The 26,223-nt window shown below is 64.9% G+C and carries 17 protein-coding genes, 1 tRNA gene and 2 pseudogenes; 7 read left to right on the top strand and 13 right to left on the bottom strand.

Translation table 11 applies throughout. The annotated features are described in order from the left end of the window. Positions 1–51 precede the first annotated feature (51 nt). The 8 genes and pseudogenes from CDN38_RS24250 to aceE form a co-directional block, all read right to left on the bottom strand. A pseudogene (locus CDN38_RS24250) lies at positions 52–940 on the bottom strand (endonuclease domain-containing protein). A gap of 124 nt (positions 941–1,064) precedes the next feature. Beyond that, on the bottom strand, positions 1,065–2,486 hold the full coding sequence (locus tag CDN38_RS24255) for an acyl-CoA carboxylase subunit beta (protein WP_075513117.1): 1,422 nt from the start codon (positions 2,484–2,486) through the stop codon (positions 1,065–1,067). Positions 2,487–2,521: 35 nt separating this feature from the next. Next, positions 2,522–3,781, bottom strand: a complete 1,260-nt coding sequence (kasB, locus tag CDN38_RS24260) for a 3-oxoacyl-ACP synthase KasB (RefSeq protein WP_075513118.1) — start codon at positions 3,779–3,781, stop codon at positions 2,522–2,524. A 93-nt stretch (positions 3,782–3,874) separates the two neighbouring features. Further along, positions 3,875–5,140: a 3-oxoacyl-ACP synthase KasA gene (gene kasA / locus CDN38_RS24265; protein WP_075513119.1), complete on the bottom strand. Its 1,266-nt coding sequence runs from the start codon at positions 5,138–5,140 to the stop codon at positions 3,875–3,877. After that, positions 5,137–5,484: a meromycolate extension acyl carrier protein AcpM gene (gene acpM, locus CDN38_RS24270; RefSeq protein WP_023365075.1), complete on the bottom strand. Its 348-nt coding sequence runs from the start codon at positions 5,482–5,484 to the stop codon at positions 5,137–5,139. Before acpM ends, kasA begins: the two co-directional genes overlap by 4 nt. Positions 5,485–5,560: 76 nt before the next feature. After that, positions 5,561–6,478 (bottom strand): ACP S-malonyltransferase, encoded by a 918-nt coding sequence (locus CDN38_RS24275; RefSeq protein WP_075513120.1) that lies wholly within the window; start codon positions 6,476–6,478, stop codon positions 5,561–5,563. 172 nt (positions 6,479–6,650) lie between these two features. Then, the gene (locus CDN38_RS24280) at positions 6,651–7,973 is read right to left on the bottom strand and encodes a PucR family transcriptional regulator (RefSeq protein ID WP_075513121.1); all 1,323 of its coding nucleotides are present in this window, start codon (positions 7,971–7,973) and stop codon (positions 6,651–6,653) included. Between the two features lie 355 nt (positions 7,974–8,328). Next, positions 8,329–11,121: a pyruvate dehydrogenase (acetyl-transferring), homodimeric type gene (gene aceE / locus CDN38_RS24285; protein ID WP_075513459.1), complete on the bottom strand. Its 2,793-nt coding sequence runs from the start codon at positions 11,119–11,121 to the stop codon at positions 8,329–8,331. Between the two features lie 184 nt (positions 11,122–11,305). Between aceE and CDN38_RS24290 the strand changes: the two genes are divergently transcribed. From CDN38_RS24290 to CDN38_RS24305, 4 genes are all read left to right on the top strand, one after another. After that, a complete protein-coding gene (locus CDN38_RS24290; RefSeq protein WP_099319232.1) occupies positions 11,306–11,908 on the top strand; it encodes an Rv2240c family protein in 603 nt (200 codons plus the stop codon). Positions 11,909–11,989: 81 nt separating this feature from the next. After that, complete coding sequence (locus CDN38_RS24295; RefSeq protein ID WP_075513469.1) at positions 11,990–12,412, top strand: DUF3052 domain-containing protein; 423 nt, start codon at positions 11,990–11,992, stop codon at positions 12,410–12,412. Next, entirely contained in the window at positions 12,412–12,873 is a 462-nt protein-coding gene (locus tag CDN38_RS24300; RefSeq protein WP_075513460.1) for a peroxiredoxin, read from the top strand. Before CDN38_RS24295 ends, CDN38_RS24300 begins: the two co-directional genes overlap by 1 nt. Before the next feature lie 54 nt (positions 12,874–12,927). Then, positions 12,928–13,002: transfer RNA gene (locus tag CDN38_RS24305), tRNA-Val, on the top strand. Positions 13,003–13,123: 121 nt separating this feature from the next. Here the strand turns inward: CDN38_RS24305 and CDN38_RS24310 are convergent. The 3 genes from CDN38_RS24310 to CDN38_RS24320 form a co-directional block, all read right to left on the bottom strand. Continuing rightward, entirely contained in the window at positions 13,124–14,077 is a 954-nt protein-coding gene (locus CDN38_RS24310; RefSeq protein WP_075513461.1) for an adenylate/guanylate cyclase domain-containing protein, read from the bottom strand. 91 nt (positions 14,078–14,168) lie between these two features. Continuing rightward, a complete protein-coding gene (locus tag CDN38_RS24315; RefSeq protein ID WP_075513462.1) occupies positions 14,169–17,318 on the bottom strand; it encodes a peptidase domain-containing ABC transporter in 3,150 nt (1,049 codons plus the stop codon). Continuing rightward, a complete protein-coding gene (locus CDN38_RS24320) occupies positions 17,305–18,246 on the bottom strand; it encodes a hypothetical protein (RefSeq protein WP_075513463.1) in 942 nt (313 codons plus the stop codon). Before CDN38_RS24320 ends, CDN38_RS24315 begins: the two co-directional genes overlap by 14 nt. A 599-nt stretch (positions 18,247–18,845) precedes the next feature. On the opposite strand from CDN38_RS24320, the gene CDN38_RS29695 reads away from it, so the two are divergent. After that, a complete protein-coding gene (locus tag CDN38_RS29695; RefSeq protein ID WP_233027113.1) occupies positions 18,846–19,829 on the top strand; it encodes a zinc-dependent alcohol dehydrogenase in 984 nt (327 codons plus the stop codon). 582 nt (positions 19,830–20,411) lie between these two features. Here the strand turns inward: CDN38_RS29695 and CDN38_RS30085 are convergent. Then, on the bottom strand, positions 20,412–20,573 hold the full coding sequence (locus tag CDN38_RS30085) for a hypothetical protein (protein ID WP_161951711.1): 162 nt from the start codon (positions 20,571–20,573) through the stop codon (positions 20,412–20,414). Continuing rightward, a complete protein-coding gene (locus CDN38_RS24330) occupies positions 20,566–22,536 on the bottom strand; it encodes a RiPP maturation radical SAM C-methyltransferase (RefSeq protein WP_075513465.1) in 1,971 nt (656 codons plus the stop codon). Before CDN38_RS24330 ends, CDN38_RS30085 begins: the two co-directional genes overlap by 8 nt. 389 nt (positions 22,537–22,925) lie before the next feature. Between CDN38_RS24330 and CDN38_RS24340 the strand changes: the two genes are divergently transcribed. Both CDN38_RS24340 and CDN38_RS33595 read left to right on the top strand, forming a co-directional pair. Continuing rightward, the gene (locus CDN38_RS24340) at positions 22,926–24,770 is read left to right on the top strand and encodes a carbamoyltransferase family protein (RefSeq protein ID WP_161951712.1); all 1,845 of its coding nucleotides are present in this window, start codon (positions 22,926–22,928) and stop codon (positions 24,768–24,770) included. Between the two features lie 344 nt (positions 24,771–25,114). After that, positions 25,115–26,223, top strand: a pseudogene (locus CDN38_RS33595) (AMP-binding protein); the annotation flags it as partial.

A 26,223-nucleotide genomic window follows, 5' to 3' on the forward strand; every position in this document is an offset into this window, starting at 1 on the left:
AATCGCACTGCGCGGGCCTGTGGCGTGCGATTCTGCGACTGCTCGCCAGCGTCAGATAGCGATGCGCGCGCGGTTCAGGTGGCTGGCGATTCGCTGGGCCAGGCGGTAGGGGTCCTGTCTCACGTCACTGCCGACAATCGGGATAATCGTCCACCCGAGTTCCTGGATCTTGCCCCATCTGGTTTTGTCACGCAGCATCTCGTTGCGCCCGGCATGCCAGTCGACACTTTCGTACTCGGCTGCCAGACGCCTTTCAGGCCAAGCGAAGTCGACCCTCCACAGCTCGCCGTCGCGGCCGCGAATGGGATATTGAAGCTCCGGGAGCGGCAACCCGTGGTCGATGATGACGAGCCGAACTTCGCTCTCCATCGGCGATTCCGCTCGTGGGTCGGCAAGCGGCAGGCAGTTCGCGCACCGCGACGATTCCGCGGCGCCCACGCTGTTCGGTAACGGCACTTTCAATCTCGGAGCGATTGCACCGCATTGATCGCAGTGCGGCGTCAAGGGCGGCCAGAGCTCGGGGACGGCACAGCTGTCGTGCGACCTCGACGGCCGTCCACGCCGGGGCAGTGGCCAAACGACCTGACACCCGCTGCAGCCGGGCGCCGGTGCGCTGGTGAACCATCAAACCGACAGTGGGCCGCATCCGTACGCCGGGGTCGAGCACATGAATGGCGGTGGTGTTCTCTGTGTCGAACCCGTACAACGCGGCCGCAGTGCCCAGGCATGCCACGGCTTGCTGCCCCATCGAGATGTCGAGTGCGGCCAGGCGACCGAGTAGATCCGGCGTTTGGGCCGAGTAGACCCCGTACCACACGCGAACCAGGCCACCGTTTTTGACTTGGACGTCGAGCTGTTGGCGGGTCATGACCGTCAGCAGTTGCGCGGTGGTAGCGAACCCGCCCGCCTTTTTCAACAGCGCTAGCGCTCCAAGGTGCACCGGGACAGCATGCGAGGAGCGGCCGGCCTCGGCCAGTCACGCTGGGGATAACCGCCGCGAGCAGTCACAGAATCGCACTGCGCGGGTCCCGCGCATGCGATTCTGCGACTGCTCGCGGTCAGAACTACAGCGGAATGTTCTTGTGGCGCCCGCGCCGCGCCGGCGCGTGGGCCAGCGCCTCGGTGAGCTTGCTGCGGGTGTGCGCCGGGTCGATCTTCTCGTCGACCACGCCGATGTCGATGGCACTGTCCACACCGCCGGCAATCCGCTCGTGCTCGGCCGCCAGTTCGTCGTGCAGCGCTTCGCGTTCATGCTCGGCCGCCGCAGCCAGCTTCTTCTTGTGCAGGATGCCGACGGCCGCTTTGGCGCCCATCACGGCTACCTCGGCGTCCGGCCAGGCGAACACCTTGGTGGCATTCAGCGAGCGGGAGTTCATCGCAATGTAGGCCCCGCCGTACGTCTTTCGGGTGACCAGGGTGACCCGCGGAACGGTGCACTCGCCGAATGCGTGCAGCAGCTTGGCGCCGCGACGCACTACGCCGCCCCACTCCTGGTCGACACCCGGCAGATAGCCAGGCACATCGACCACCACCACCAGCGGAATCCCGAACGCATCGCAGAGCCGCACGAAACGTGCTGCCTTCTCCGCACTTTCGGAGTTCAGGCAGCCGCCCAGCCGCAGCGGATTGTTGGCCAGCACACCGACCGTGCGCCCGGACAACCGACCCAACCCGACCACCATCGACGGCGCCCAATTGGCCTGGAACTCGTCGAACGGCGTTTCGCTGTCGAGGATCGCGGTCACGATCGGACGCACCTCATAGGCCCGCCGAGGAGATTCGGGCAGCAGCGCGTGGATATCAGTGTCGCCGGCCTCCGCCTTGCTCCGGTCGAAATGGCCTTGCTGGCAGAACAATCCGACCAGCCGGCGGCCCCGCTCGTAGGCGTCGAGCTCGTCGTCGGCGACGATATGGCACACCCCGGACTTCTTGTGGTGGGTTTCCGGACCGCCGAGGGAGGCCATGTCCACGTCCTCACCGGTGACGCTGCGCACCACGTCCGGTCCGGTGACGAACACCCGGCTTTCCGGGGCCATCACGATGACGTCGGTCAACGCCGGACCGTAGGCGGCGCCGCCGGCGGCGAAACCGACGACCACCGAGATCTGCGGAATGTAGCCCGACGCGCGGATCATGGCCTCGAACACCGTGCCGACCGCGTGCAGCGCCCGCACCCCTTCGGCTAACCGGGCGCCACCGGAGTGCCAGATACCCACGATCGGGCTCTGCTCCTCGATGGCGGTGTCGTAGGCGTTGACGATGTGTGCGCAGCCTTCGGTGCCCATGGCGCCGCCCATCACGGTTCCGTCGGTGCAGAACGCGATGGTGCGCACACCGTTCACGGTGCCCGAAGCGGCCAGTACGCCAGAGCGGTCACGCTCGTGCAGCAGCTCCACGCTGCCGTCGTCGAAGAAGGTGCTCAGTCGCAGCAGCGGATCGCGGGGGTCGAGCGACTCGCCGACCGCCTCGGGGGCCATGATCGTCATCGCAGGTCTCCTGTTATTCCGGGGTGGCTCGGGATTTAGTACCGCCCGAAAGCGATTGCCACGTTGTGGCCGCCGAATCCGAACGAGTTGTTGATCGCATACCGGTAATCACCGGGCCGCGGCTTACCCGCCACCACGTCCAAGTCGATCTCTGGATCGAGGTTTTCCAGGTTCAGTGTCGGGGGAACGACCTGGTCTCGCAACGCGAGCACGGTCAGGATCGATTCCACCGCACCGACGGCACCCACCGAGTGGCCCAGCGCGGCCTTGGGTGCGTACACCGCGGCGTTACCGCCGTGCGGGCCGAGCGCGTTGTTGATGGCCTTGCCCTCGGCCAGGTCACCCACCGAGGTCCCGGTGGCGTGCGCGTTGACATGGCCGATGTCGGCCGGCGTCAGGCCCGCGAGCTGAACCGCCCGGCTCATCGCATGCCCGGCCCGTTCCCCGTTGGGGTCGGGCGCCACCATGTGAAAGCCGTCGGAGGTAATGCTGGCTCCCATGATGCGGGCCAGGATGTTCGCGCCGCGGGCCTTGGCGTGCTCCTCGGTCTCGATCACCATGAGCGCACCGGCTTCACCGAACACGAAGCCGCTGCGGTCCCGGTCGAACGGGCGGCAGGCGCCGACGGGATCGTCGTTCTTGGTGGACATCACGATGCGCATCTGAGCGAACGCCGCGATCGGCACCGCCTCGATCTTGGTCTCGACGCCACCGCAGATAGCCACGTCAGCCTCACCGAAGACGATGTTGCGCCACGCCTGAGCGATGCCCTCGGAACCGGACGCACACGCCGACACCGGAGTGATGACACCCGCCTTGGCATGCCGCTCCAGGCCGACCGCCGCGGCGGCGCCGTTGGGCATGTACTTCTGCACGCCAAGCGGTGAGACCGCCTTCATGCCACGAGCACGCAAGTCGTCGTAGCTGAACACCATCTCTTCCGACGAGCCCAGCCCGGTGCCGATGGACACCATCAGCCGGTTGGGGTCGACCTCGGGCGAGCCCGCGTTCTCCCACACTCGGCGGCTCAAAATGGTGGACATCTTCTGCAGGTAGCCCATGCGCCGCAGCTCGACGCGCGTCAGTTGGCTGTCGAACTCCTCCAGCAGATGCCCGCCGATGCGCACCGGCAGATCGAATTCCTCGACGAACGGGTCGTCGAGGACGCGAATCCCACTTTGGCTGTCGAGCAGCAACTTCCACGTGGTTTCCACGTCGGTGGCCAGTGCGGTTGTCATGGCGACGCCGGTGACCACTACGTTCGGGAGCGTTTTCCCGGTAACCAGCTCTGTCATGAGTGTTGCGAACGTTCCTTCCGTATCTGTTCGGCTCACCCCCGCAAGCGGGGGGACCCCCACCTCGGGCCTCGCGGCCCGCGATGTCTTGCTTCAGTAGCGCCCGAAGGCGAGTGCCACATTATGACCGCCGAAGCCGAACGAGTTGTTGATGGCATAGCGGAATTCGCCGTAGCGAGGTTCGCCCGCGACAACATCGAGGTCGATTTCGGGATCGGGGGTCTCGTAGTTCAGTGTGGGCGGGATGACGCCGTCCCGCAGTGTCAACACGGTCAATAGCGACTCCAGCGCCCCGACTGCGCCAATGGAGTGACCTAAGGCCGATTTCGGAGCGTACACCGCGGCATGCTCACAACCGGCGACCCGGATGGCGTTGGCCTCGGCAGCGTCGCCGATCGGTGTCGCGGTGCCGTGCGCGTTGACGTGGTCGATGTCTTTGGGGGACAAGCCCGCCAGCTCCAGCGACCGTGTCATCGCCCGGCCGGCACGCACGCCGTCCGCCGCGGGTGCCACCATGTGGAAGGCGTCCGAGGTGATACCGGCACCCATCAACCGAGCCAACGGCTTGGCGCCGCGGGCCTTGGCGTGCTCCTCGGTCTCGAGCAGCATCAGCGCACCGGCCTCGCCGAACACGAAACCGTCACGGTCCTTGTCGAACGGCCGCGAGGCACGCTCGGGCTCGTCGTTGCGGGTCGACATGGCCCGCATCATCGAGAACGCCGCGATGGGCAGCGCCTCGATGGGACCCTCGACACCGCCGCAGACGGCGACGTCGGCGTCGCCCATGACGATCTGACGCCACGCGTGGGCAATGGCCTCCGAGCCTGATGAGCAGGCCGACACCGGGGTGATCACCCCGGCCCGGGCGCCGAGCTGCAGGCCCACGACCGCCGCGGCGCCGTTGGGCATGATCATCTGAACGGCGAGCGGGGACACCTTGCGAGGCCCGCCCTCGTTCATCAGGTCGTAGCTCTCGACGATCCGCTCGGCCCCACCGAGGCCGGTTCCGACCACGACGGTGAACCGGTCCGGGTCGACGTCCGGACTGCCCGCCGATTCCCACAGGTGTCCACTGAGCAGCTTGGCCATCCGTTGGACGTACGACATGCGGCGCATGTCGAGCCGGCCCATGTGCTTGTCGACGGGCTCCTTGAGGTGGCCACCGATCTTGACCGGTAGGTCCCACTTGGTGATGAACTCGTCTTCGAGGACGTGGATGCCGCTCTCGCCGGCCAACAGACCCTTCCACGTGCTCTCGATGTCCGGCGAGATCGACGTCGTCGCTGTGACGGCGGTTACCACGACGTCCTTGAAAGGAGCGCCGCGGTAACCGCCATTAGCAGTGGAAGGCTTGGTCACTTGCTCTCTGCTTCCAGCCTCGCCTTGACGTTGGCAACAGCCTCGGGGTTCTCCGACTCGAGCTTGGCCCGCAGCGCCTCGGCAGCCTCGGGGTTCTCTTCCTCAAGCTTCTGGATGTAGGCGACGACGTCACCGACGGTGCGCAGACCGGCGAGGTCCTCGTCGGGGATCTTCACGCCGTACTTGTCCTCGGTCTGCACGGCGATCTCCACCATCGACAGCGAGTCGATGTCCAGGTCGTCGACGAACGACTTCTCCGGGGTGACCTCGGAGGGCTCGATACCGGTGACCTCTTCGATGATCTCGGCGATACCGGCGATGATTTCTTCCTGACTGACGGCCACAGTTAGCTTCCCTTCGTAATATGTTGTGGGCAAATCGGATTGACGTACTTTTGTTGGTTCTGGACGAATCCTGCGATTACAGGCTTGCCAACTCGTCCAGATCTGCGGGTGACTTGACGGCGCGCGTCGGAACCCCCCGAAGTTCGCGTTTGGCGATGCCGGTGAGGGTGCCCGCGGGGGGGAACTCCACGATCGCCGTGACTGGGCCCTCTGCGTGGTCACGCAGATAGGCGGTGCACAGGTCCCAGCGCACCGGCTGAGTGAGCTGGGAGACCAGGGTCGACATCGCCACAGCCGCGGAAGTGACGGGCTTTCCGTCGCGGTTGGACAACAGCGTAGCGGTGGGCTCGGCGGTCGCGATGCCCGCCGCCGCGGCGGCGTAGCCCTCCATGGCCGGGGCCATGAACTGGGTGTGGAACGCTCCGGCGACTCCCAGCGCACGCACCCGGGCCTTGGCCGGCGGATCCTCGGTCAGCTTTTCCAGGGCGGTCAGCCGGCCGGCGGCGACGATCTGGCCGGCGGCGTTGCGGTTGGCCGGGACCAGGTCGAGCTGTTCGAGGCGACTCAGCACCTCGGCCTCGTCGCCGCCGAGCACCGCCGACATACCGGTCGGCTCGGCGGCGCACGCCTTGGCCATCTCGGCGCCGCGGGTCGCGGCCAGTGCGACGGCGTCATCGGCCGCCATTACCCCGGCGATCGCGTAGGCCGCGATCTCGCCGACGGAGTGGCCGGCCACGATGAACTCCCGGCCCACCAGCAGACCCCTCTGTGTCAGCTCCTGGTAAGCCAGCAGGGTGGCCGCAACGATCAACGGCTGAGCGACCGCCGTGTCGGTGATCTCCTCGGTCGACGCGGTGGTGCCCAGGCGGGCCAGGTCCAGGCCGCTGGCCTGCGACCACGAGGCGATCCGGTCCGCCGCGCCTGGCAATTCCAGCCACGACGACAGCATTCCCTCGGTCTGGGAGCCCTGTCCGGGCGCAAGCAACGCAATCACGTGTCTAAGAGAACACTGTGGAAACGGTTTTGCGCGGTGTAACAGATTATGAACCTGGTCTTAGGTTTTTGTAGAGACCCTACAAAATAGCCGCGTAAGCTACATGTTTGAGATCGACCCGCGATCTGTGCCCTGAATCACTATTGTCCCGGTTCGGCCGTCGGGCCCCTCCTCAGGCCCCTTCGGCACCCCGCCTGAGCGGGAGCGGAACCGCTGCCATGGCATTGTTCGCGGCGCCCGGATGCGGTGCCGGATAGTTGAGCTGGCCCACTGTCGCGGCCACCCGCAGGACATAGGCGTCGCGCGGTTGGGTCGGATCACGCCCGGTGAAGTCGGTGATCCGCTTGAGCCGGTACCGGATGGTGTTTGGATGAACGAACAACTTCCTGGCACACGCCTCAATCGCGCCGCCACAATCCAGATACGCGTCCAGCGTCTCGATGAGCGTCGGGCCGGCGTCGGCCAGTGGCCGCATCACGTCGGTGTGCAACGCCACGATCGCCGAGGCGTCACCCATCAGGGCGCGTTCCGGCAGCAATTCACGGGCCAGCACCGGGCGCGGTGCGCCGCGCCAGCCGGCGACCGCGTTCATCCCCGAAATCGCCTCGCTGGCACTGTGATAGGCCGCGGTGAGCATGGGAGCGGTCGGCCCGATGACCACCGGCCCGTCGGAGAACGCCTTCAGCAGGTCCTTGAGGAATTTATCGGTGGGCGCCAAGTGGCCGGACACGATGGCCACCAGCCAGGTGCCGTGTACGTCGGTGAGCGCTGCCCGGCCGTGGCGGGCGGCGATGTCGCGGACGTCCTGACTGGCGCGCTTGCTGTCGTCGGCCCCGTCGCGCCCCGGCGCCGGGGTGCCCACCACCACCGTTGCCGGCGCGGTGGTGTCCCAGTTCAGCGCCGCCGCCCGGGACAGCAGCTCCGGGCCGGTGTCGCCGCGTACCACCGCGTCGACCACGCTGGCCTCCATCCGGCTGTCCCAGGTGCCGCGCGCTTCGGCGGCGTCGGCGTAGGCGGAGGCGGCGGTGAAGGCCAGGTCCCGGCTGTACTTCAAGATGCCCACGGTCAGCGCGGTCAACTGCTCCTCCGAGCGGGCCAGCAGCGGCACCACTTCTTCGAAGAACTCCATGGTGACCCGCACCATGTCGACGGTGTGACGCAACGCGATTCGTCGGGTCAGGTCTTGGGGCACCAGTTCGAATGCCTGTGCGGTATAGCTCACGTCGCTGTGCGGGTCCTGCATCCACTCGACGAAGTTGACCACGGCCGTCTGCACCACCAGTGCCACGCTGGCGCGCTGGGACGCCTCCAGATCGGCAAAGAACGGCAACCGTTCCTGCATCACCGAGACCGCCTCGGTGGCCAGCCGGCCCGAGTACTGCTTCAACCGTCGCAGCAGCGAATCGGGCACGGTGTCCAGCAGTTCGAGCGGTGATCGCGACGACGCGAGCTTCGCCAATGGCGAAAACTGGGGCGAAAACTGGTTGTCGTTCACCCCTAAAAGCTACGCCTTTCTTCTGGAACTTCCCGCCAAAGAGTTTGGGCGGTTCTTAGTGTCGTCTTATCCACCGCTCGCGGGCTATGTCCGCTAGGTGTCCGCTAGGTGTCCGCTAGGTATCCGCTAGGAGGCTTCTGAACAACGAACGCGGCAGGGGCGGGAAGAACGCCGACAAGGCCGTCTCTTCGGCGGTAGGTCAGACTTGATTGGTCGACAACGTGGTCGATCGCGTAATCCCTTGCACCACAACATCATCACACGCCACACCGCCCATAGCCGTCAGACACGACGATCGCTGGACGGGTTATTCAGTGCGCTCCTAGGTGTCCGCTAGGTGTCCGCTAGGTGTCCGCTAGGTCGCCGTGCCGGCATCGGCATCCTGCTTCGCTGCCGCCTGCACATTGTCGATCTGGTACTGACGGGCGGCCGCCACGGCCACCGACGGGTCGATTTCACCGTCGCGGGCCAGCGCCTCCAGCACCGCGACGACGGTCGACTCGGCGTCGGTGTTGAAGTAGCGCCGCGCGGCGGGGCGGGTGTCGGAGAAGCCGAACCCGTCGGTGCCCAGCGTCACGTAGGTGCCCGGCACCCAGGGGCGGATCTGCTCGGGGACCGCACGCATCCAGTCCGACACCGCCACCACCGGGCCGGCGGTATCGGCGAGCGCTTTGGTGACGTACGCCTCACCCGCCGGCTGGCCGGGGTTGCGCAGCCGTTGCTTCTCGACGGACACCCCGTCGCGGTTGAGTTCGCTCCAACTCGTCACCGACCACACGTCGGCGGCCACGTCCCACTCGGCGGCCAGCATCTCGGCCGCCCGCAGCGCGTCGGGCATCGACACCCCCGAGGCCAGGATCTGTGCCTTGCTGGAGCGTTGTTCGGTGGCTGCGCGGTACCGGTAGATACCCCGCAGCACGCCCTCGGGATCGAAGTTCTCCGGCTCGGGCGGCTGAACGTAGGGCTCGTTGTAGACGGTGATGTAGAAGAACACGTTCTCCGGGTTCTCCCCGAACATGCGGGCCAGTCCGCTTTCCACGATGTAGGCGATCTCGTAGGCGAACGCCGGATCGTAGGACACCGCCGCCGGGTTCGTGGCGGCCAGCAGCAGCGAGTGGCCGTCGGCGTGCTGCAGGCCTTCGCCCGTCAGCGTGGTGCGGCCCGCGGTGGCGCCGAGCAGGAACCCGCGCGCCATCTGGTCGCCCGCGGCCCACAAACCGTCGCCGGTGCGCTGGAAACCGAACATCGAATAGAAGATGTAGACCGGGATCATCGGCTCGTTGTGCGTCGCATACGACGTGCCGGCCGCGATGAACGAGCCCACCGCCCCGGCTTCGTTGATGCCCTCGTGCAGGATGTGGCCGTCTTGGCTTTCCCGGTAGGCCAGCATCAGTTCGGCGTCGACTGCCGTGTAGAGCTGGCCAAGGCGATTGTAGATCTTCAACGACGGGAACCAGGAGTCCATCCCGAAGGTGCGGGCCTCGTCCGGGATGATCGGGACGATCCGGGGGCCAACCTCCTTGTCGCGCAACAATTCCTTGAACGTGCGCACCGTCGCCATGGTGGTGGCGACCTCTTGGCTTCCGGATCCCTTCTTCAGGGCGGCATAGATATTGCGGCCGGGAAGCTTCAGCGCCTTGGTCTTGGTCCGGCGCGCGGGCACGAAGCCCCCGAGGGTGCGGCGCCGGTCGAGCATGTACCGGATCTCCGGGGCGTCCCGGCCGGGGTGGTAGTACGGCGGCAGGTAGGGGTCTTCGTCCAGCTGGGCGTCGCTGACCGGGATCCGCATGGCGTCGCGGAAGTACTTAAGGTCTTCCAGCGCAAGCTTTTTCATCTGGTGGGTGGCGTTGCGGCCCTGGAAATGCGCGCCTAGCGAATAGCCCTTGATGGTCTTGGCCAGGATCACCGTCGGCTGCCCTTTGTGGTCGACGGCAGCTCGGTAAGCCGCATAGACCTTGCGGTAGTCGTGGCCGCCGCGCTTGAGGTTCCAGATCTCGGAATCGGTCATGTTTTCCACCAGCGCCTTGGTGCGCGGGTCCCGGCCGAAGAAGTGGTCGCGCACATAGGCGCCATCGTTGGCCTTGTAGGTCTGGTAATCACCGTCTGGCGTGACGTTCATCAGGTTGACCAGCGCGCCGTCCTTGTCGGCGTGCAGCAGGGCGTCCCATTCGCGGCCCCACACCACCTTGATCACGTTCCAGCCGGCTCCGCGGAAGAACGACTCCAGCTCCTGGATGATCTTGCCGTTGCCGCGGACCGGGCCGTCGAGGCGCTGCAGGTTGCAGTTGATCACGAAGGTCAGGTTGTCCAGGCCTTCCAGCGCCCCGATGTGTGCCAGCCCGCGGCTTTCCGGCTCGTCCATCTCGCCGTCGCCCAAGAAACACCACACGTGCTGGTCGGAGGTGTCCTTGAGGCCGCGGTCGTGCAGGTAGTGGTTGAACCGCGCCTGGTAGATGGCGTTGAGCGGGCCCAGGCCCATCGAGACGGTGGGGAATTCCCAAAAGTCGGGCATCAGCCGCGGATGCGGGTAGGACGGCAACCCGCCGCCGGGGTGGCTGTGTTCCTGGCGGAAGCCATCGAGCTGGTCTGCGCTGAGTCGTCCTTCCAGGAAGGCGCGCGCGTAAATACCCGGGGATGCGTGGCCCTGGATGAAGATCTGGTCCCCGCCGCCGGGATGCGATTTGCCGCGGAAGAAGTGGTTGAAACCGACCTCGTAGAGCGCCGCGGACGACGCGTAGGTCGAGATGTGACCACCCACGCCAACCCCGGGCCGTTGCGCCCGATGCACCATGATCGCCGCGTTCCATCTGATCCAGGTCCGGTAGCGGCGTTCGACGTCCTCGTCGCCCGGGAACCACGGCTCCAGCTCCGTCGGGATGGTGTTGACGTAGTCCGTCGACGTCAGCGCCGGGATGGCCACCCGTTGTTCGCCGGCGCGTTCCAGCAGCCGCAACATCAGGTAGCGCGCCCGCGACGGGCCGGAGCGCTCCAGCATCTCGTCGAAGGACTCCAGCCATTCGGCGGTCTCTTCGGGATCGATGTCGGGCAGATAGGACGCCACGCCTTCGCGGATAACCCGAACGCGGTCGGGTTCGCTTGCGCTGCTTGGGGTTTTGGCCAAATCGTGGCGGGCGAACTCGGTGGTCACGCGCTACTCCTGGAGTCGGCGGGTGTGCTGCTGGGGACGCGTCGGTGGTCCGTCCCCCTATCGTGCCGCACCGACGTCGCGGGCGGATAGCCGCCGCCCGATCGGTGCTGCGGATCGGGGTGGCCGGAGGCCTCGGTGGAGCGTCGCGGACAGTTGACGCCCCGACCCGGTAACGTCACTAGCCGTGCTCATCGGATGGCGTGCCGCCGCTGGCCGGCACGCGGGGGTGGTGGCCAGTCTGAATGCCAGGCGAGTCGCCCAGGTCTGCGGTTGCATCGCGGTGCTGCTGATGGCAATTCTGGGGTGTACCAGCGTCACCGAGGGCACCGCGACCCCCGACACCAAGGTCGCTCCGGCCTACCGGTCGTCGGTGTCGGTGTCGGTGTCGGCCTCGTCGGCGACGTCCAGTATCCGCGAATCCCAGCGGCAACAGTCGCTGACGACCAAGGCGATCCGCAGCTCCTGTGACACGCTGGCAACCACCAGCAAGGACGCCATCGACAAGGTGAATGCCTTTGTCGCGGCGTTCAATGCCGGCCGCAGCACCGGGCCGACCGAGGGCCCGGCCATCGAAGCGCTCAACAACAGCGCCTCATCGGTGACGGGCAGTCTCAGCGACGCGCTGTCGCGGCAGATGCGCGACGCGCTCAACGCCTATGCCGATGCGGCGCTGGCGGTGGCGAATGCCATCGGCACCCACGCACCGACGGGCGAGTTCAACCGGCGAGTCGATCAGCTCAACGACACCAAGACCAAGGCGCTGAAAATGTGCATGGCCTCCTTTTGAGGCGGCGTTATTGGCTCGATGGCATTTGTGCGACGATAGTGCCCATCACGCGTCGTGTGGTTGAACAAGGGAGGTTCCACGGTGGTCGCGGCGGATCACGCCCCGAGCTACGCTCGCAAACTGGGCATCCAACGAGACCAAGTCGTCCAGGAGTGGGGCTGGGACGAAGACGCCGACGACGAGATCCGGGCGGCGGTCGAGGAAGCCTGCGGCAGCGAGCTGCTGGATGAAGACACCGACGAGGTCGTGGACGTCGTGCTGCTGTGGTGGCGCGACGGCGACGGCGATCTGGTGGACACCCTGATGGACGCGATCAGCCCGCTGGCCGAAGACGGCGTGATCTGGGTGCTGACCCCCAAGACCGGCCGGCCCGGCCATGTGCTGCCCGCCGACATCGCCGAGGCGGCACCCACTGCCGGGTTGATGCCGACCTCGTCGGTCAATCTCGGCAATTGGAGCGCCAGCCGGCTGGTCCAGCCGAAGTCACGGGCCGGGAAGCGCTGATGCTCGACGTCGGGGCCACCGCTCCGGACTTCACGCTGCGCGACCAGAATCAGCAACCCGTCACCCTCAGCGACTATCGCGGCGCGAAGAACGTGCTGCTGGTGTTCTTCCCGCTGGCATTCACCGGGATCTGTCAGGGCGAGCTGGACCAACTGCGTGACCACCTGCCGCAGTTCGAGAACGATGACAGTGCGGCACTTGCCATTTCGGTGGGCCCACCGCCGACGCACAAGATCTGGGCGACGCAGAGCGGGTTCACCTTTCCGGTGCTGTCCGATTTCTGGCCGCACGGTGGGGTCAGCCAGGCCTACGGCGTGTTCAACGACCGGGCCGGCGTCTCCAACCGCGGTACCTTCGTCATCGACCGGTCGGGGATCATCCGATTCGCCGAGATGAAACAGCCGGGTGAGGCCCGCGATCAGCGGCTGTGGACCGATGCGCTGGCGGCTTTGCGAGCCTGAAGGTTTGGGTGGTTGGGCCGCGGGCGGGTAGCCTGCTGCGGACCCCGGTTTCAAGGGCGCGTAGCTCAGTGGTAGAGCTCTGGTTTTACACACCAGCGGTCGGCGGTTCGATACCGTCCGCGCCCACCAATGGATGCAGGTCAGGGTGATATTGGTCAATTCGAACATGACGGCGAACCCCGTTGCGCCAAGACTGTGCCAGCTGGGTTCGCACGTCCGTATTGTCCGTTCCTGGGGCGGGCCCCGTCATCTACGGCGCGGTGCGTGCAATGACCGGATACACGGTCGTTGTTCCGCTTCGGCCCTTGATCTCTACTTGAGCGGGCTGGCCCCACACGTATTGCGCCTCCACGGCGGCATGCACGGCATCGGTGACCATCACGGACGCGCGTCCGGCCCGTCCGGCGATGCCGGCCAACCGGAACGCCACGTTGGTCGCGTCGCCTATGACGGCCTCGACCGATCGTGTCATCGCGGCGATCGCGGCGGTGCCCTGTACCACGCCCCAGCCCATCCGGATCGGCGAACCGTGCGGGTCGCGCAGTGGGAGTTCGGGCGCGATTTCTTCGACCTTCTGGTTCGCCGCTAGCGCGAAGTCGACCGCTAGCTCGTTGGCTTGGGGAAGCGTCTGCAGTTCCCAGACCGCATACAGCGCATCACCGGCGTAATGATTGAGCGTGCCGCGGTGGGCTCTCAGCAACGTGCCCAGCTCGTGCCAAAGGTGGTTCAGGCTCTGCGCGATAAGTCTGTTGTCGGTGACCTCGGAGATCGTCGAGTAGTTGATGATGTCCCCGACCACCATCACCATGGTCGACTCGAAAATTCGAGCCTCGGTCAGTTTTCCGACGGTGTTCCGGACCGTCTTGAACCGGTCCGATCGGAAGGTGAGCGCGACGTCGCCAATCCTGATGTCATCGTTGGGCTTGATCGCAACCAGCACGGCTCGTTCCAGGCGCGCGCCATTGAGCAGAGTGCCGTTGGTGCTTGTATCGATTATGAATGCCTGGTCGGTGACGGAGTCCAAACGGATCTCGCAATGGTTTCGCGAGATGCCCGGCTCGCGTAATACCAGCCGGCGATTTTCGCGGATCCCCGCGCACTCGCGGCCGATGAAGAGTTGATCGAAGATTGCCACTTTGCGCTCGCCGCCGTCGGCCTGGAAGACGAGATGGGCCCGCGGTTCGCGCTCCCAGTCGGTAACCACGGTTACAAGCTAGTCGCACTTCTACGGCTGGACGTGTCGTCTGCCAGAACCGGGTCGACGTACCTGTTCACGCGATGCATGCGCCCTTTACTCACATGCCGAGCTGCTGGCTGCACAGGTAGTAGTAGAGACCTTGCCGCGTCATCAGCTCGTCATGCGTGCCGCGCTCGACCAGCCGACCCTGCTCGAGCACGATGATGATGTCGGCGTCGCGTACTGTGCTGAGCCGATGAGCGATCACAAATGACGTGCGCCCCTGCAGCAGTTGGTCGAGGTTTTCCTTGACGGCCCGCTCGGACTCGGTGTCGAGGGCGCTGGTCGCCTCGTCGAAAACCAGCACCGGTGGACGGTGGTAGACGGCACGCGCGATCGCGATGCGTTGACGCTGGCCGCCGGACAGCAGCAGCCCCGATTCGCCGATCCGTGTTTCATAGCCCATCGGTAGCCGCTCGATGAAACCCGCGGCGTTGGCGACCCGCGCCGCCCACATCACCTGTTCCGGGTCTGGCTGTTCGGTACCGAAGGCGATGTTCTCCGCGATCGTCGCATCGAACATGTGGTTTTCCTGCAGCACAAAGCCGATCTGGCGGCGTAACTCGCGCATATCCAGGCTGGTCAGCTCGGCGCCGTCGTAGAGGATGTTGCCGCCCGTCGGCTCCAGCAGCCCGCACAGGCACTTGATCAGTGTCGTCTTACCCGACCCGCTACGACCTACGATGGCGACCCGGGTACCGGGCTGGACATCGAATTCGACCTCGTCCAAGACCGGCGCCTGGGCCGGACCGGGATACTGAAAGCTCAAGCGCCGGAAGTGAACATGGCCGGAGATGGATTTCACCGGCGTCAATCCCGAGTGATCCGCACCCTGCTCAGGCTCGTGCTCGAGGACGTCGTTGAGTCGACCGAGTAGGACAACCGTGTGCTGCAGCACATCCCATGACTGCACGACGGTCACGATCGGCTGGTTGGTGAGCAGCACCAGCGCGTTGAAGGTGATCAGTCCCCCCACCGTCAGATGGTGGTGCAACACCTGCAGCGCGCCGAGCCACAAGAAGAGCGCCAGGGACAGGAACGAGATCAGCTGAACTGCTCCGTTGAACAGCATTAGCATGCGATCCGCCCGGTACACCTTGCCCGAGAGGTCGTTGAACTGATTGAGCATTATGCGGCGCAGCGACTCCTCGGCGCCCATTGCCTTGACCGTCTCGATGCCCCTGATGGAGTCGATTTGTCGGGACTGGTATTTGCCCCAGGACTCTTCGAGCCCCTCGTAAGTGGGTTGCAGGCGCGCCTGGATGTACCACATGAGTGCCCAATACAGCGGCACGGAACTGATCAGATACACGAGCGTCAGACGCCAACTGAAAACGAACATGAAGGCGACGGCAACGACCACCTGAGCGACGGAGGTCAGGCAGATTACTCCCCTGTTTATCGCGATCTCGCGCGCGGTCTGCAGGCCACTGAGCCGGCGCCCGATGTCGCCGATGCGCCGGGCGTGGAAGTAGCTCATCGGCAGTGCCAGGAGTACCTCGGAAAGCGTGTCCAGGGTCTCTCGGTCCACCCGAACCGCGATACGACTCAGCAGCAGCCTCTGGACGATCGTTACCACCACCGACAGCAGCAGCGCGCCGAACATGACCAACACGAGCATGGTGAGTAGCTGCACGTCGTCCGCGCGGATCACCTTGTCGACGATGAACTTGCTCAACACGGGAATCAGCATCGAGCCGGCGGCGGACAGAAAGGCGAGCACAACCGCGATGAGCAACGTGCGCCGGTAGGGCTTGAAAAACCCGAGGAACCAGCCGAGACGCGAACGTTCCTCCGGGACCTCCAGCAGGGCCTCGGTAGGGGCGAACAGGGCCGCGTAGCCCGACCAATTCGCCTCCAGTTCGGTTCGCTCCAACCGGCGGCGCCCCCGAGCCGGATCGACCACCCAAGCGTGCCGGGCATTGACGTGGTACAGGACGAGCCAGTGGTTGTTCGCCCAGTTCAAAATCGCCGGCAGCGGCATCGTGTCCAGCCGACTCTTGGACACCTGCGCGGCGCGTACTTTGAACCCGAGGGACTCCGCGCCCTGCCTGATGCCTAGCAGACTCGTACCGTCAACGGCGGTGTGGACTGCCTCGCGCACACGCACGGATGACACGTTGCGGCCGTAATAACGGCACACCATCGTCAGCGACGCGCCACCGGCCTCCGTCGCGTCGTTCTGCAGTATCACGGGAAAGCGGCGGATGCGCCTGCGGGGACGCGCAAAACCATCGAACTGCTCGATTTCAATGTCGGCTTGCGCTCGTGGCGGGTACGGGGTCGCGGCGGCACGAGTCTGTTCCTCGCTGAGAACTTCGGGCCCGGCGGCATCCGCTGGCAGCAGCTCGTCAGCGAAGTCGAGCGGCACGTTTGCGAAGCGGCGGTAGTCGTAGGCGGAGACACGCTGCTCGATGTGTTCCCGAAACCGCGGATGCTCGGCGACCAGCTGGGCAAACAGCTGCGGCTCGAGCGCCCACAGCTCGCAATCGCTGACGGCCTCCACGCTGGCCGTGCGATCGGTACCACGCAGCAACGACACCTCGCCGAAGAAATCGCCGCGTCGCAAATACATCCGCTGTTCGCGGACACCGGCGCGATCGATATAGGCGCGCAGCCGGCCGTGGCGCACGACATACATCGGGCCCGCCGGCTCGCCCTGACGAACCACCAGCTCTCCGGCAGGTACCGAGGAGGCGATCAGCCCGTCCAACAGCACCCGCATACCCTCGGGAGGAAGGTCAGCGAAAGCGGTGTATTGGCGCAAGAAATCGCGCAGCTCGTGGCGCCGGATGTACAGGTCGACATAGCGGCCCACCTCCGGCTCGCTACGGACCAACGCCTCGAACACCGCGCGGTCCAGCCGCAGCGCCTCCATGGGGCTGGACGCGCGTACCGTGGCCGTGCGCCGCCGTTCAGGCTCCAGCAACGCACGTTCACCGAAGACATCACCAGAGCGCAGAACGTTGAGCGGGAGCTCCTCTCGGTTATCACCGGCCTTGATCACCCGCGCCGTACCGGACTGGATCACGAACAGCGCGTTTGCTTCATCGCCTTCGGCGACTATCACCTCGCCGAAATCGAACTGCACACGAGTGAACGACGCTTCGACCAGCCGGCGAACGTCTGCCGGCATCAGCTCCAGCAGCGCGACCCGGCGCAGCTCGGCCGGGGCGCTGGGCGCGTGCGGGCGATCAGAGACGCTCATGCCAGTTCACGTGGCGGTTGACCTCGGCTGCCAGCGCGCGCCTGATGACCGTCTCCTCTGCGCGACGGCGCACCATCGTGTCGTCCAGGCTCGGGGCGACTCGCCGCACGACCAGGATCAGCTGATGACCGCTGTCGGTGGCTACCGGGCCGATGAGTTCGCCGGGACTTGCCGCGAGCAACCTCGTGCGCAGTGACGGCTCGGCATCGTCGAGCAGCAAGCTGATTTCGCGCAGCTCCGCTTTCGCAGTGTTGGCGACATCGGCCAGCGCACGGCCATCCAGGCGCACGCACAACGCCGCCTCCCGTAACACCATCTCGTCGCTGTGAATCAAACGCCGCAGGTCCAGACGCGTCCAGCCGACTTGGTTGTCGGTGATCTCGGCGGTCAGTGCTTCTCTGCGCAGTTGATCGGAGCAGAAGCGCTCACGCTCTTCCGGCAGCGCTGCCAGTTCGTCGGGTGACAGGGTCAGGGGCTGATCGCGCAGATGCACCGCGATCTCTTCGGCCATGGTGTGCGCGTATGCGGCTAGCTGTCCCGAGCAGATGCCGTGTACCCAGCACGCGCGCTCGACCACGTCTGGCGACACCCCCGCGGCGTCACCGGAAGGCTCCAGCAGCGAGCGCAACATCTCGCCCTTCCACTCGTCGACAGTGACATCATGTCGCTGGAGCCACTTCTCGAGTTGGTCGGCGGTCAACAAGTTGTGCCGGTGGCGGAAGCTGTCGGCGGCGGCCTGCGCCTGTGCCGCGTCCGGCAGTGCGCCAGCCTCGACAAGTTCGCGCTCACGGACGAGCAGCGCACCAACCCGCTGCTGTAACGCTGGCCAGTGTCCGCGGGCACGAGCCCACTCGACCACCTCGACCCACGTGAAGCAATGGCCCCCGGCGCTAAACACCCGCGCGCTGCGGGCGGTGCTCAGGCTCATAGCGCCTCCCGAACGACGAAGTCGGCACCGAGTGTAAAGGGTACATGCGGAAACCGTGCTGCACGCGACTCCGGCAAGATTGGTGCACATCATTACGAGCGGATTGCGGCCAACCGTGGGGAGGTTCTCGGGCGGTCGTAGGGGTTCCGGTGACCTCGACACCCGGGATGCGGGCAGGTCCCGGGAACAGCTGCTTCGCAGCTGACTGGTTAATCTGCCCCACAACAGGTTTGGCCGACATGGCGGTGTTGTTGCCGCGTTCATCCACCCGAGTATCCGTCGCATTCCACCAACGACCTCGTCGCGCAGCTGCTCAGCACTGGCACATCGATCGAAATCCTATGCATGCCTACACATTTGGCGGTCTGTTGGCGGGTCCCCGGCATCCCGTGCCGTCCGCGCCGCCGCGGAAACGTCTTGCCGAATTGCCTGCGCCTCCATATTTCTTGGGTACACTCTGCACCGACCGAAGGCGCAGTGCGATACGTACAGCGCCCGGAACCCAAGATGGTTCATGCGCCCGAAAGGCGTCACACCGGAAAGGGGCGCGCGAGGTGACGGAGATGCGGGCGGTCGTAAAGCAGGGGCATACGGTGCAGATGTGCCGGGTGCCGGTGCCCGCGCCGGAACCGGGCGAGGTCCTGATCCGGGTCGAGGTGGCCGGTGTGTGCCGCACCGACGTCTTCGTCGCTCAGGGAAGGCTGTCATGTGCGGACCCGGTGATTCTCGGCCACGAGTTCGCCGGCGTTGTCGCGGCGGGCGGGGACAATTACGGGTTTGCTACCGGAGACCGGGTGGTGGTAATGCCGGCGATCCCATGTGGCGCATGCCGCCGATGTGTCACTGGCATGCCGGAATGCTGCCCGCACTATCAGTTCCTCGGAGTAACGCGGCACGGAGCCTTTGCTGAGTACATTGCCGTGCCGGCCGCGGTGGTCCATCATCTGCCGCAGGCGCTGTCTTTCACCGAAGGTGCCTACGCCGAACCGGTATGCGCCTCGCTTGCCGTGCTGAAGGCCGGCATTCAGCCCGGGGAGCGCGGACTGATTTATGGCGACAGCCGGATCGCAGAGCTGACTAAGCGCGTGCTGCTGACTGCCGGCTTCTCGACCGTCGAGACGCACCGGATGGACTCGTCGGCGCCGCTGGAAACGGATGCCTACGACTTCGTCATCGAGACTGAGCCGGTCGCGGCGGCCTTCGACGAGATCATCCGGGTCTTACGTCCCGGCGGCCGCATCGTCCTCAAAAGTCGGCCCCCCGCTCCGGTGGCAGTCGATCTGGCGGCGGCCGTGCGCAAGGAGGTGGTTTTCGAGGCGGTGTCGTACGGTTCGTTCGCCGAATCCCTTGAGTTTCTGCGTCATCACGACCTGGCCGACCTATTCGACGGCGCTCGCCCCTTAGAAGACTTCGCCGTAGTGTTCGCCACTGACGACGTCGGTGAAAATCTCAAAAGCTTTCTAACTCCCTTTCCGGGTGATGCCAACTGGGTAACGTCACGACACATCGACAAAGACGAAGCTCTGCTTGATACCGCGGACGAACTGTCGTCGTTGTCGACACCAAAGTTCGCGGAGGGTTAACCGCAATGCCGGGGATAACTCCGCGCCCCGGGCCGCCACGTAGTGCGTGCCTGACGGAATCGGTGGTATTGACGCAGGCGTCCTCGCCGCTGGCGGACCTGGCGCAGCGGATCAGGCCGTTGGTAGCTGATCTGGTTTGAACACCGAAATCGCCTCGCGGTGTGGGACTTTCGCGCCGGTGGTGATCTCCCCCAGGGGGCGCCGATATGATCGCTTGGTTACCGACACCTTGATTGCAACGGCTATCGCTGAGGTGATTGGATAGCGCCATAAGGTATTTCAGCTGAGCACGCCCCGAGTCCCGTGGAACTTGGGTTGACAATCCACGGTGGATTCTAGAGCGATGTGGGCAATTCCAAGCTGCCAACGCCCGCAGTACATCGCCTCCACGATGGCGCCGTGTAGCCGATGACGCTGGCTGGATGAAGGCCTTTCCGACGGGTCGTGACTGATCGTGTCCGAGCTGTTCCCAGATGCCCCTGTGCGCTTTCTCGGCGGTCCAAGATCTTCGTTGAGCATCGTAATCAGCGCTACCACACCGTGATTCGTCGTTACCCGAGCTGCGGGGGACTGGCGTCGTCGCTATTTTGCGGCCAGCGGTGGCTGCGGCTGTACCGCGGCTGTTCCATGACCAGCAAGCACGATGGCGCTTCCGCTCGCCGATCTCGATGTCACCCAGTCAGGTTGAAAGGTTCCGCCAAGATCGTCCGGCATCACCTGACACTTTTCAATCACGTCAATCACGGTCTCGCAGCGTGAATCGTGAATAGCTTCCTTCCGGCAGCGCGAGCGCCAGATAGTGACCATTTTCAGTGAGCAGCAGACCCGCGTCGATCAGATCGGCGAGCACGCCCGGCAGAGTTTCTGGGCCACCGTGCTTCTCGGCAAGCGCCTCAAGGTGGGCCACGCCATGCACCCGGTCGCATGCGAGAAGCACCTCGCGGTATAGCCCGTCGAGCACATAATGCGGTCGGCGCGCTGCGGGCCGAAGATCCCTTATCGACAAGTGATTTTCGTTGTCGACGTATAAGAGCTCGCTTGTGGAGTGGTTCTGCGCCCACATATCGAGTTGCTCGAGCAGCGGGGCAGTGTAGTGGTGGACCTGCCGCCCGTCTGCGTAGTCGAATCGGAAAAAGTAGGCCAGGTTTGCAATGGCCGGTGCCGGCAAGTCGTACAGGTGCTCGTAGGCCAAATGCGGTCGGACGTTGGTGATGCCGAAGTCCTGCGCCTGTTCGAAGTAGGGGCTGAACCGGTCGAGCCGAATTGGCGCCCTCATACCCGGCGGTTGCAGATGAGTCAGCAGGGGCACCAATGCCGTGCACTGCTCGTAATCGCGGGCTGTTTCACCGGGAAAGCCCCAAATCATATTCCACGCCACATCGATGCCCAATTCTCGACACCACTTGAGCGTCTGGATGTTCTGCAACATGGTGACGCCCTTGCGCATCAACCGCAGGATGTGGGTGCTCAGGCTCTCGATGCCCGGTTGCACACAGATGACACCAGCGTCACGCAGCACGCGCAGTTGATCCTTGGCGACGTTCGACTTGATCTCGTAGAACAGGTTCAGATCTGTGACGCTATCGCGCAGCCGAGGAAGAAAAGTCCGGAAGTAGCTCGTGTCGAGGATGTTATCGACGACACTGATTGCGCGGCCGGGGTAGCGTTGATTCAACGCCATCAGCTCGTCGAGCGCGCGCTGCGGTCGTTTGCTGCGGTACGCCATGCTTAAGCCGTTGAGACCGCAAAATGTGCAGTGGTGTTTGGCGCCCCACCAGCACCCTCGCGACGTCTCGAACGTCACCCGAACGGGCGCCGGGGCGACGTCAGATTCGAAGTGCAACTGTTGGAAAAAGTCGTCATAGTCCGGGTAAGGCAGCGCATTGAGGTCAACAAACCCGGTTTGCTCGTTCGATGGCGCCAACGTCGAAGGCGCGTCGGCCAGCGAAAGAGTCCGGCGAGTCAGGACGCCAGGTAGTCCATCAATGGACTCACCAGCCAGGACTCGAAGCACCAGCTGCGGGAACACCGCGTCTGCCTCACCCGACACCACTGCGTCGAGGAAGCCGAACTGGTGCACCGCCTCGCTGCCCATGGCGCCTTCGACGTTGGCGCCGCCGATCAGAAGGAACGTTTCCGGGAGGGCTTGCCTAACCCGTGATGCCAGTGCCAGGGAAGCGATCTGCTGCTGAAACACACTGGTGAAGCCGAGAATCCGCGGACGGCGGCACACCACTTCGTCGACGCAGTCGTCGAGGAAGGGCGCCACCGCAACGCGGGCGCGCAACACTTCCTCGATGAACTCCTCGCGCTCCGGTGCATCAGCCGCGAAGCGGTGCGAAGACCAAAAGTCATCACTGCGTGAGCCGCGGCCGCGATCCCGGAGGACCTCCTCCACGTAGGCGGCACTGTCTAGGCGCCCCGGTCCCCACAGCGCTTCGGCGAACAACCACTCGCCGACCAGCGCCGTAAGCCGCGGCGTCCCGTTAGCGAGCTCGAAATACAGCTGCGTCCCGATCTTCGCTGCGAATGGGAACGTGAAATATCTAACGGCGCAGCTAATTCCAGCCCGGTTGAGACCAGCCTTCAGCAGTCCGAGCGCAATGGACGGATCGCACAGCGAACCGAACGGCATGCTGACGAGAAGAACATCGTGATCCGCGGCATCGCGGTTTGATGCGGCCTTCGTCAGCGACTGGTGCTCCACGCAACCCCTACCCTGTTCGCCCTTAGCGAGGATACGTCGCGCGATGCGAATAGAGGTAGCGCTCCTCAGTTTCGTGTGGAAATTCGGTGATCTCGTAACCAGCAGATGCTGGATACGGAGTCAGCCGACCGATCCGTGCAGACCGCCCTCCCGGATCACGATGATGACCCAATATGGCGCCGTCGAGAACCTGGTCCACCCGGAACATCCCACCAGCCGGTGAGCGGAAGCACCGTCGTCGACGCTATGGATAAGCTTAGGCATATAAGTCGCCCAGGCGATGTCTGGCGGCGCGCTGAATTGGCGCACGAACATCCGTTACGCCACAATGACGATCCAGGAGTCCGGGTCGGTCATCGTCAGTTCTGAGACCCATGACGCCAAACGGGATGCCCACCTTCGGCTTTTGCGATGGCGGGAGGACGACGAGCTCAATTCCAGAAGATGCGGCACGACTCGCGGGAAAAATTGGGATGAATATCTTGGGGATTAGTGGCTTTGAGAATTCGATGCCGTTCAAGAGAGCCCACTGGCCATCGCTCGACGAACGCGAGTATCGGATCTCGCAGGGACATGATTCCGCGGCGGCCCTGGTAGTCGACGGCCGGGTCGTGGCCGCCGCGGCAGAAGAGCGATTCAATAGGGAAAAGCACAGCCCACGGTTCCCGGTCCGGGCAATCGAGTACTGCCTATCGGAGGCCGGCCTGGCGCTCGCGGACGTTGACGAACTGGCGCACGGGTTTGATTACGAACCCTACCGGCCCCTGTTCTCGCTCGACCCGGTTGCCTCGGAGCTGTACCGCGAAGTCTATTCCCGCGAGGCACTTCTCCGCCTCGTCGAGCGAGATCTGAAGGGCTTCCCTGCGGACCGGTTCCATCACGTCGGCCATCACCAAGCGCATGCGGCGAGCGCCTACTTCACGTCAGGGTTTGACGAATGCCTGGTCGTCGTCATCGACGGCATGGGCGAGGTGGTTAGCGCGACCGTCTATCGAGCGAGCGCGGGAGGGCTGGAGAAGCTTCACGAAATCTCGGCGGCCCACTCGATCGGGATCCTGTATTCACTCGTGACGCTGCACCTCGGCTTCGAGTTCGGGGCCGACGAATACAAAATCATGGGACTGGCGCCGTACGGCGATCCGGAACGGTTCCGCTCGTTCTTCGAACACGCGATTGACCTGCGTCCCAACGGTTCCATCCGGATTCCCCCGCTCACCCTGAACGAATCGCGCGAAGAGCGGGAGAACCAGCTGGTCACACGCCGCTATCTCGCTGAGCACCTGGGTCCGCCGCGAATGCCGGACGACCCGATCACCGACGACCACCGGGACGTCGCCGCGGCCTTGCAGGCCGGTCTGGACCGGGCTATGGAACATCTCTGCGGGCACTTCGGCCGACAGACCGGCTTGCGAAAGCTGGCGATGGCCGGCGGCGTCGCGCTCAATTGCACGGCGAACGGCAAGCTGCTTCGGTCCGGCCTTTTCGACGACATCTACGTTCAGCCCGCTGCGGGTGACGACGGATCTGCGCTGGGGGCAGCTCTGCACCGGGCCTCGTTGCATCACAAGGATTTGCCTAATCGACGATTCCCGGTTCCGTTTCTCGGTCCCGCCCATTCGCACGACGCAATCGAATCAGCGATCTCCGGCGCGGCAGATCGGATCGAGGTGGAACGGTTCGATGGACTGGAGGCGGCGTGTGAGCGCGCGGCTGACCTGATTCGGGACGGTCGGGTCATCGCGTGGTACCGGGGCCGGATGGAGTTCGGCCCGCGTGCCCTGGGGCACCGCAGTATCCTGGCGGATCCCGGACACCCGGAGATGCGCGGCCGCATCAACTCCATGGTCAAGATGCGTGAAGCGTTCCGGCCGTTCGCTCCGGCGGTGACGATCGAGCAGGTGCACCGCTGGTTCGAGGTCCCGCCGATGACCGAGCTCCCGTACATGATCATCACCGTGGACGTGCGGCAAGAACATCGTGCCCAGCTCCCGGCGGTCACGCACGTCAATGGTTCGGCTCGGGTACAGACGGTTAGCTCCGGGGACGATGCGTCGTTCCACACCTTGCTTCGCGCCGTCGGCCGCACTACGGGTCGAGAAATGGTCCTCAACACAAGTTTTAACGTGAAGGGGCAACCGATCGTGAATACCCCCGCAGAGGCCCTGGAGACATTCCTCAGAACGGGGATCGAGTTCTTGTTCCTGGAGAACACCCTTATCAGCCGTCCCCGGTAGTCGAAACCGGACCGCGAAGAGACGGACCTCGGCTCCGCGCTTACGGCACTCGGCGTGCACCAGTGGCTACTTCAATGCCATGCGCTTCAAAATGAAAAACCTCGGTAAACTTCATCCGGCGTTTGCGCTCAGGCAACCCGCAAATCTGGTAGTGAATAGCTCCAGTGGGATTCTGACACCCTTCGTGCGACTGCTGGCCGACCGACCGATCAGGAGGACCGATGCGCACCGATGACCAGCACAGCCTGCGGCCAGCCCTCGCGGCGGTCTCAAAGCTCGCGTAGGCGGCGTCCAGTGCTTTGGGTCAGGTGAGCCGGCCGGGTTTGGAGGGCCGGGTGGGCCCGGATGCGGCTGAGCGTGCTCGGCTGGATGGGTGGGGTAATCGGGCGGTGTTGACCCGGTCGGGGATTACGCCGGTGTCGGTTCCGGTGTTGTTTGCTGCGCAGGTGGCTCGGTGTCCGGATGCGGTGGCGGTGCGGTTTGAGGGCCGGTCGATGACGTACCGGGAGCTCGATGTGGCCGCTAATCGGTTGGCGCACTTGCTGGTTGCTTGTGGTGCGGGGCCGGGTGGGTATGTGGCGTTGGTGTTTTCGCGTTGCGTTGAGGCGATCGTGGCGATGGTGGCGGTGCTCAAAGCGGGGGCGGCGTATCTGCCGATTGATCCGGCGTTGCCCGACGCGCGGATTGGGTTCATGGTTGGCGACGCCGCGCCGGTCGCCGCGGTCACCATTGGCGGGTTGGGTTCGCGGTTGGACGGGCATGAGTTGGTGGTGATCGATGTCGATGATCCTGCTGTGGGCGCCCAATCCGGTACCGCGTTGCCGGCGCCGGGTGCGGATGAGATCGCGTATTTGATCTACACCTCGGGTAGCACGGGGGTGCCTAAGGGGGTGGCGGTGACCCACCGCAATGTGACTGGGTTGTTTGACGGCCTTGAGGTGGGTGTGCGGTTGGGGTCGGGGCAGGTGTGGGCGCAGTGTCATTCGTATGCCTTCGACTTTTCGGTGTGGGAGATCTGGGGTGCGTTGTTGCATGGCGGGTGTTTGGTGGTGGTGCCCGAGGCGGTGACGCGGTCGCCGGAGGAGTTTCATGCGTTGCTGGTTGCCGAGCGGGTCAGTGTGTTGAGTCAAACTCCGTCTGCGGTGGGGGTGTTGGCGCCGGAGGGGTTGGAGTCGGCGGCGTTGGTGGTCGCTGCTGAGCCCTGCCCGGGCGGGCTGGTGGATCGTTGGGCGCCCGGGCGGGTGATGGTCAATGCTTATGGTCCGACCGAGACGACGGTCTATGCGTCGATCAGTGCCCCGTTAACGGCGGGTTCGGGGGCGCCGCCGATCGGTGCGCCGGTGCCGGGGGCGGGGTTGTTTGTGTTGGATGGGTGGTTGCGGCCGGTGCCGGCGGGTGTGGTGGGGGAGTTGTATGTGGCCGGTGCCGGGGCTGTCTCTTATACACATCTCCG

This window comes from Mycobacterium ostraviense (genome assembly GCF_002705925.1).
In the GTDB taxonomy this organism is placed as follows: Bacteria; Actinomycetota; Actinomycetes; order Mycobacteriales; family Mycobacteriaceae; genus Mycobacterium; species Mycobacterium ostraviense.